We start from the raw sequence: 3,376 nt of genomic DNA on the forward strand, positions 1-3,376 counted from the left end.
CCTTTTGTTGGGGAGGCGTTTCTGGGGGGGGTGCTCAGGTCGTAGCTGTCCCCCCCCCCCCCCCCCCCGCTCCCACAAGAGCTCGCACTGCTCCACAGAGTTGGCACTGCTCCACAGGAGCTGCCGCTGCCCGGCAGGCTATAATCCCCGGGCAAGACCCTCCAGCGGGAGAAGCCGTCCAGTCCACCGGGCCGGCTGCCGAAGGCGCAACGCCCGTAATCGCTCAGGCCCACGTACCGCCGGCTGGGACAACTCTGGAGAGACCGGTCAAACCCGGCGCCGAAGGTGCATGGATGGGGCTCGCGCCCCGTCCCGAACTCTCAGGCAAAAGGACAGAGGGGCGCCCCGCGTGCGTGCACGCGGCCCACCCGCGCCCGCCAGAGTCCATTGCCATGACCAAGCAACCTGCTTCCCTCCGCTCGCTCGAGCACCACGACGCGTTCGTGGAACGCCACATCGGCCCGAACGAAGACGAGATCGCGCAGATGCTGCGCGTCGTCGGCCACGATTCGCTCGACGCGATGACCGACGCCATCGTCCCCGGCTCGATCCGCTCCGGCGACGCGCTCGCCCTGCCGCCGCCGATGACCGAGGTCGATGCGCTGGCGAAGATCCGCGCCATCGCCGACCGGAACACGGTCTATCGCAGCTTCATCGGCCAGGGCTATTACGGCACCCACGTGCCCAACGTCATCCTGCGCAACATCCTCGAGAACCCTGCCTGGTACACCGCCTACACGCCCTACCAGGCGGAGATCTCGCAGGGCCGCATGGAGGCGTTGATCAACTTCCAGACCATGCTGGCCGACCTGACCGGCATGGAGATCGCCAACGCCTCGCTGCTCGACGAAGCCACCGCCGCGGCCGAGGCGATGACGCTCGCCAAGCGCTCGGCGAAGTCGAAGTCGAACGTGTTCTTCGTGTCGAAGAACGTGCACCCGCAGACCCTGGAGGTCCTGCGCACGCGCGCCGGTGGCCTCGGCATCGAGCTGCACGTGGGCGACGACGCCGACGCCGCCACCGTCGACAGCTACGGCGTGCTGCTGCAGTACCCCGACACCTTCGGCCGCATCAACGATTACCGCGCCGTGGCAGAAGCCGTGCACGCGCGCAACGGCGTGGTCACCGTGGCGGCCGACCTGCTCGCGCTGACCGTGATCGCCGCGCCCGGCGAATGGGGCGCGGACATCGTCATCGGCAACACCCAGCGCTTCGGCGTGCCCTTCGGCTTCGGGGGCCCGCACGCGGGCTACATGGCCTGCCGCGACGCCTTCAAGCGGCAGATCCCGGGCCGCCTGATCGGTGTCTCGGTGGACGCCGAAGGCAATCCCGCCTACCGCCTGACCCTGCAGACCCGCGAGCAGCACATCCGCCGCGAGAAGGCGACCTCCAACATCTGCACCGCGCAGGTGCTGCTGGCGGTGATGGCGTCGATGTACGCCGTCTACCACGGCCCCGAGGGCCTGGTGCGGATCGCGCGCCGCGTGCACCGCTTCAGCACCATCATGGCCACCGCGTTGCGCGGTGCCGGCGCCACCGTGGGCGACGCGTTCTTCGACACCCTGCACGTCAGCGGCATCGACGCCGCGGCCGTGCATGCCAAGGCCGGCGACGCGCGCATCAACCTGCGCGCGATCGACGATGGCAGCGTCGGCATCAGCCTGGACGAGACCACCACGCGCGAGGACGTGGTCGCGCTGGCCGCGCTGTTCGGCGCCGTGGTCGACGACATCGACGCCCTCGACGCCAGCGTCGCGGACGCGCTGCCCGCCGACCTCGTCCGCGACACCGCGTTCATGACCCACCCGGTGTTCAACACCCATCACAGCGAGCACGAGCTTCTGCGCTACATGCGTGCCCTGGCCGACAAGGATCTGGCCATGGACCGCACGATGATCCCGCTGGGCTCGTGCACCATGAAGCTCAACGCCACCGCCGAGATGATCCCGATCACCTGGCCGGAGTTCAGCCAGATCCACCCGCTGGCGCCGGCCGACCAGGCCGAGGGCTACAAGGAGCTGATCGAGGGCCTGGAGGCGATGCTGGCCGAGATCACCGGCTACGACGCGGTCAGCTTCCAGCCCAACTCCGGCGCCCAGGGCGAGTTCGCCGGCCTGCTCGCGATCCGCGCCTACCTGGCCTCGAAGGGCGAAGGCCACCGCGATATCTGCCTGATCCCCGAGTCCGCGCACGGCACCAACCCGGCCTCGGCGCAGATGGTCGGCATGACCGTGGTCGTGACCCGCTGCGACGCCAACGGCAACGTCGACGTCGAGGACATCCGCGCCAAGGCGGAGAAGTACTCCGACCGCCTGGCCGCGATCATGATCACCTACCCGTCCACGCACGGCGTGTTCGAAGAAGACGTGGTCGAGATCTGCGAAATCGTGCACGCCCACGGCGGACAGGTCTACACCGACGGCGCCAACATGAACGCGCTCTGCGGCGTGGCCCGCCCCGGCAAGTGGGGCTCGGACGTCAGCCACCTCAACCTGCACAAGACCTTCTGCATCCCGCACGGTGGCGGTGGCCCCGGCGTCGGTCCCTGCGCGGTGAAGTCGCACCTGGCGCCGTTCCTGCCGCGCGCGTTCGGCGGCGAGGGCGAGGTCGGCATGGTCTCGGCCGCGACGCACGGCTCGGCCAGCATCCTGCCGATCAGCTGGATGTACATCGTGATGATGGGCGCCGAAGGCCTGCGCCGCGCCACCCAGGTCGCGCTGCTCAACGCCAACTACGTCGCCAGGCGCCTCGAGCCGCACTATCCGACGCTCTACACGGGTCGCAACGGCCTGGTCGCGCACGAGTGCATCCTCGACCTGCGTCCGCTCAAGGACGCCACCGGCATCGGTGCCGAGGACGTCGCCAAGCGCCTGATCGATTTCGGCTTCCATGCGCCCACGCTGAGCTTCCCGGTCTCGGGCACGCTGATGGTGGAGCCGACCGAAAGCGAGTCGATGCACGAGCTGGATCGCTTCATCGACGCGATGATCCAGATCCGCGAGGAAATCCGCGCGATCGAGGACGGCCGCCTGGACCGCGAGGACAACCCGCTGAAGAACGCCCCGCACACCGCGGCGCAGGCCTCGGCCAGCGACTGGACCCACGCCTATCCACGCGAGCTGGCGGTGTTCCCGCTGCCGTCGCTGCGCCAGCAGAAGTACTGGCCGCCGGTGGCGCGCGTGGACAACGTGCACGGCGACAAGAACGTGTTCTGCAGCTGCATCCCGATCGGCTCGGCCGAGGACGAGCCGGAGGCGTTCAGCGAGCCCGACGTGGTGTAACCGCCGGAGCGCTTGATGGGCCAGGGGGGGGGGGGGGGGGGGGGGGGGGGGGGGGAGGGGGGGAGGGAGGGGGGGGGGGGGGGAGAGGGGGGGGG

The 3,376-nt window shown here is 69.6% G+C and carries 1 protein-coding gene and 1 riboswitch; the gene reads left to right on the plus strand.

The genetic code is table 11. From position 1 onward, the window contains the following. Nucleotides 1-244 precede the first annotated feature (244 nt). Nucleotides 245-346: riboswitch (glycine riboswitch) on the plus strand. A gap of 46 nt (nucleotides 347-392) precedes the next feature. Continuing rightward, complete coding sequence (gcvP, locus tag WCE39_RS01090) at nucleotides 393-3,281, plus strand: aminomethyl-transferring glycine dehydrogenase (RefSeq protein ID WP_343274869.1); 2,889 nt, start codon at nucleotides 393-395, stop codon at nucleotides 3,279-3,281. The last annotated feature ends 95 nt before the right edge of the window (nucleotides 3,282-3,376 follow it).

The organism is Luteimonas yanweni, from assembly GCF_039548475.1.
Taxonomy (GTDB): Bacteria; Pseudomonadota; Gammaproteobacteria; order Xanthomonadales; family Xanthomonadaceae; genus Luteimonas.